Source organism: [Clostridium] symbiosum ATCC 14940 (genome assembly GCF_000466485.1).
GTDB classification, from domain to species: domain Bacteria; phylum Bacillota; class Clostridia; order Lachnospirales; family Lachnospiraceae; genus Otoolea; species Otoolea symbiosa.
The window spans coordinates 4,833-8,876 of the sequence record NZ_KE992798.1 but is presented as its reverse complement, the minus strand read 5'-3'; the positions used below and the strand labels follow the sequence as shown (position 1 = coordinate 8,876).

General features: G+C 46.7%; 4 protein-coding genes. All 4 read left to right on the top strand.

The genetic code is table 11. From position 1 onward, the window contains the following. Positions 1-226 precede the first annotated feature (226 nt). The 4 genes from citD (at position 227) to tnpA (ending at position 3,676) form a co-directional block, all read left to right on the top strand. On the top strand, positions 227-526 hold the full coding sequence (gene citD / locus CLOSYM_RS01110) for a citrate lyase acyl carrier protein (RefSeq protein ID WP_003504186.1): 300 nt from the start codon (positions 227-229) through the stop codon (positions 524-526). Further along, positions 526-1,428 carry an aldolase/citrate lyase family protein gene (locus CLOSYM_RS01105; protein ID WP_003504184.1) on the top strand — a complete coding sequence of 301 codons (903 nt, stop codon included), beginning with the start codon at positions 526-528 and terminating at the stop codon, positions 1,426-1,428. The genes citD and CLOSYM_RS01105 overlap by 1 nt, the downstream gene beginning before the upstream one ends. 1 nt (position 1,429) lies before the next feature. Next, positions 1,430-2,989 (top strand): citrate lyase subunit alpha, encoded by a 1,560-nt coding sequence (citF, locus tag CLOSYM_RS01100; RefSeq protein WP_044902029.1) that lies wholly within the window; start codon positions 1,430-1,432, stop codon positions 2,987-2,989. A 213-nt stretch (positions 2,990-3,202) separates the two neighbouring features. Further along, complete coding sequence (tnpA, locus tag CLOSYM_RS01095) at positions 3,203-3,676, top strand: IS200/IS605 family transposase (RefSeq protein WP_003505645.1); 474 nt, start codon at positions 3,203-3,205, stop codon at positions 3,674-3,676. Positions 3,677-4,044: the final 368 nt, after the last annotated feature.

The window sequence follows — 4,044 nt, the reverse complement described above, 5'->3', positions numbered from 1 at the left end:
GCGGCGTCCTCACCTGCTTAACTAAATCTCCAATAAGTTTTTTCCTATGAACTCCATAACAGCATTAGTATTTGAATTATACCTTTTACCATGTTACTATATTTTTAGAAAAAATGTAGAAAGACTCTATGAATATTCTAAAAAAAGTAACAATATACACAAATAATACCTTAAACAAATCATGTAATACAAAAAATAACGGTAATCAAATGGAGGAGGAATTCTTATGGTAATCGAAAAAGCGGCAGTTGCCGGTACACTGGAATCCAGTGACGCTCAGATTACGGTAGAGCCGGGCGGCGGAAAGGTGGAGCTGACGATTGAAAGCAGTGTAATCCACCAGTTTGGAAAGCAGATCAGGGCGGTAGTATTGGAGACCTTGGAGCGCCTGGACGTAAAGGATGCTAAAATAAAAGTAGTGGATAAAGGAGCTTTGGATTGTACCCTTAAAGCCAGAGTAGAATGCGCAGTTTACCGTTCAGCCGGGATAACGGAAAATCTTCCATGGGGAGGTGTGATAAGGTAATGAGCCATCCAAACAAAAAAAGACTGAGAAGATCCATGATGTTTTTAAACTGCCAGAAACCCGGACTAATCAAGGATCCCTATATTTATAAACCGGATTCCATCATGCTTGATTTAGAGGACGCTGTTGCGGAAAACCAGAAAGACGCCGCCAGATATTCTCTGTTTCATGCGTTAAAAGAAATTGACTATAGAGGCGTTGAGAGGGTTGTCCGCATTAACGGACTTGACACGCCCCACTGGAAAGAGGATATCCGCGTCTGTGTGGCAGGCGGAGCTGATACCATCCGTATTGCAAAGACAGAGACGGCCGAGGATGTACATACGGTGGAAGAGCATGTGCTGGCGGCCGAACGTGAATTCGGACGTCCGGAGGGAAGCACACTTTTAATGTCTGCCCTGGAATCCTGCAAAGGCGTGCTGAATGCCCGGGAAATCTGCGTTTCTTCCGACCGCCTGATCGGCATCGCATTATCAGGAGGCGATTATACAAAAGATCTCCAAACCGTAATTACAGGGACGGGAGTGGAATTAATGGGCGCAAGGCAGCATATGATTATGGCTGCGCGCGCTGCAGGCGTACAGTGCTGGGATACCGTATTTACTAATCTTGATGACATGGACGGTTTTGAAAAAGAGACAGCAATGATTAAGATGATGGGATTTGACGGAAAATCCCTTGTTAATCCGCGTCAGATTGCCGTAGTTCATAAGATTTTCACACCCACGGAAAAAGAGATTATTTTTGCTGAAAAGGTAGTGCGTGAAATTGATGACAAGAAAGCTAAAGGCATCGGCGTGTTTACGGTAGATGGTAAAATGATTGATATCGCTTTCTATGACGGGGCCAAAAGGACCCTGGCTATGGCAAAAGCCGCAGGCGTTTATGAGGGGGATATGTAAGATGATAAATAAAGTGGGAAGAGATATTCCGGAAGAAATTTTAAAGGCGACCGGCAAAAAGATCTTTGAAGGCGCCTATGTCTATGATAATTTTGAATATAAAAAAGCCGCGCCTGTTGTGCGTGCGGTATCTGATCCGAGACGTTCCAAAATGGTAACGTCCATCAGGGAGGTTCTTGAAAAATGTGATATCCGTGACGGAATGACCCTGTCCTTCCATCATCATTTCCGTGAAGGAGACTATGTTGTAAACATGGTTATGGAAGAGATCCATCAGATGGGGATCAAAGACTTAACCATCTGTGCCAGCTCCCTTGGTAAGGCCAATGATCCGATTGTACCGTTTATTGAGGATGGAACGATAACCGGAATCCAGTCCTCCGGAGTGCGCGGTAAAATCGGTGAGGCAATATCCACAGGCAAACTTAAAAATCTGGCAATTATGCGTTCCCACGGCGGCCGCGTACGCGCCATAGAGACAGGCGAAGTCCACATCGACATCGCTTTTATCGGAGCGCCTACCTGTGACGAATATGGAAACTGCCGTCCGAACGGCGGTAAAAGCGACTGTGGCGTATTATCCTATGCCATGGCAGACGCCCAATATGCGGATAAGGTAGTGGCTATAACCGACTGCCTCGTTCCGTTCCCCAATATTCCGGCCAGCATATCCATGACAAATGTGGATTATGTGTGTGTGGTGGATGCGATCGGCAATCCTGACAAGATTGCGACAGGGGCCGCCAAACCGACTACAGATGTGAGAAAAATCATGATGGCTGATTACTGTACCCAGTTTGTCATCAACACACCTTACTTCAAGGACGGCTTTCCGTATCAGACGGGTGTCGGAGGGGCCTCCATCGCCTCTACGATTTCGCTCGGCAAAATCATGGAAGAGCGCGGTATCCAGATGGGTCTGGGACTTGGAGGTATCACAACTCCGATGTGTGAACTTTTGGAAAAAGGACTGATCCGGACGCTTGTGGATACACAGGATTTTGATCAGGGAGCAATTGAATCGATCAAGAAAAATCCAAATCATATTGAAATATCCGCATCCGAGTATGCAAATCCGTTCAACAAAGGCGCTTATGTCAATAAGCTTGATTTTGTTATCCTGGCGTCCCTGGAAGTGGACGTGGACTTTAACTGCAATGTGGTCGTCGGTTCTGACGGTGTTATTACCGGCGCACAGGGGGGCCATCCCGACACGGCAGCCGGAGCCAAATGCACGATTGTGATTGCTCCGCTTTTGCAGGGGAGAATTCCCGCCATCTGTACGAATGTTACGACAGTGACGACACCGGGAGAGACTGTGGATGTCGTAATCACTGATTATGGCATTGCCATCAATCCCCGCCGTCAGGATCTGATTGAGTGTATGAAAGACGTGAATCTGCCGTTCTGTACGATCGAAGAGCTGCGCGACAAAGCATATGCAATGGTCGGTGAACCGGAGCCGGTACAGTTTGGGGAGCGCATTGTAGGAATTATTGAAGGCCGTGACGGTACGGTTATGGATGTAGTGCGTGAAATTAAAGAATATTGCTTTGAATAGAAACGGTAACCTGCACGCCCCGCGCGCAGGTTACCGCCAATAATACTAAAGCCTCATAGCCGGATTACCCGGATATGGGGTTTTTTATTGTGTCACATTAAAAATAAACCCCCTGCTATGCAGGGGGAGGGCAGTTCTTTAGATTAAAGCATCTCCTGTGCTAGAATAAATGTAGGTCTGCAAACCACAAATAAAAAGCACAGGAGGTCCAAAATGGACAAGAATAGTTTAGCGCATACGAGATGGGAATGCAAGTATCATGTCGTCTTTGCCCCCAAATATCGTCGTCAGGTAATATACAAAGATGTCAAAGCCGATGTAGGGCAGATACTGGGAACATTGTGCAGGAGAAAAGGAATCGAAATAATAGAGGCACAGTGCATGCCAGACCATGTACATATGCTGATACGAATTCCACCGAAATACTCAGTGTCAGAAATAATGGGATATTTAAAGGGGAAAAGCTCGCTCATGATATTCGAGAAATATGCGAATTTAAAGTACAAGTACGGGAACCGTCATTTCTGGTGTCGTGGATATTACGTAGACACAGTGGGAAAGAATACAGCGGCAATCAAGAGCTATATCCAGAATCAAATAAAAGAGGATTTGGAATACGACCAGATGACGTTAGTAGAGTATATCGACCCGTTTACGGGTGAGCCGGTAAAGAAAAACAAGAAGTAAACCTCTTGGAGAGGTAGTAGGTGAACAAAGCAAACCAGCAAGCCCCTTTTGGGGCTGAGCCGGAATAAGGAAGCACTGGAAACGCCCTTTTAAGGGCAGCTGTGAATGTGGTGCAGTTGGCAGACCTTCAGTGCGCCTTCCGGGCGCAAGCAGGTAATAACCCCTTATAGGGGGGGGCAAGCCACCGGCTAAGCCGGTGGTCTTGACTAACAGGAAAATACTCCTGTTAAATAAAAACCGCTCCGCGGAGGATCACGCAGCGGCGGTAGGGAATTATGCCGCTGAAGCGACCCGCCGCTGGCGGAGAATCCCGCTTGCGCGATTCTTTCGTGTTTAACAGGAAAATACTCCTGTTAAATAAAAACCGC

Excerpts from the sequence above, each read along its gene's own strand:
- tnpA (WP_003505645.1), top strand. The coding sequence starts at position 3,203 with ATGGACAAGAATAGTTTAGCGCATACGAGATGGGAATGCAAGTATCAT.
- CLOSYM_RS01105 (WP_003504184.1), top strand. The coding sequence starts at position 526 with ATGAGCCATCCAAACAAAAAAAGACTGAGAAGATCCATGATGTTTTTA.
- citD (WP_003504186.1), top strand. The coding sequence starts at position 227 with ATGGTAATCGAAAAAGCGGCAGTTGCCGGTACACTGGAATCCAGTGAC.
- citF (WP_044902029.1), top strand. The coding sequence starts at position 1,430 with ATGATAAATAAAGTGGGAAGAGATATTCCGGAAGAAATTTTAAAGGCG.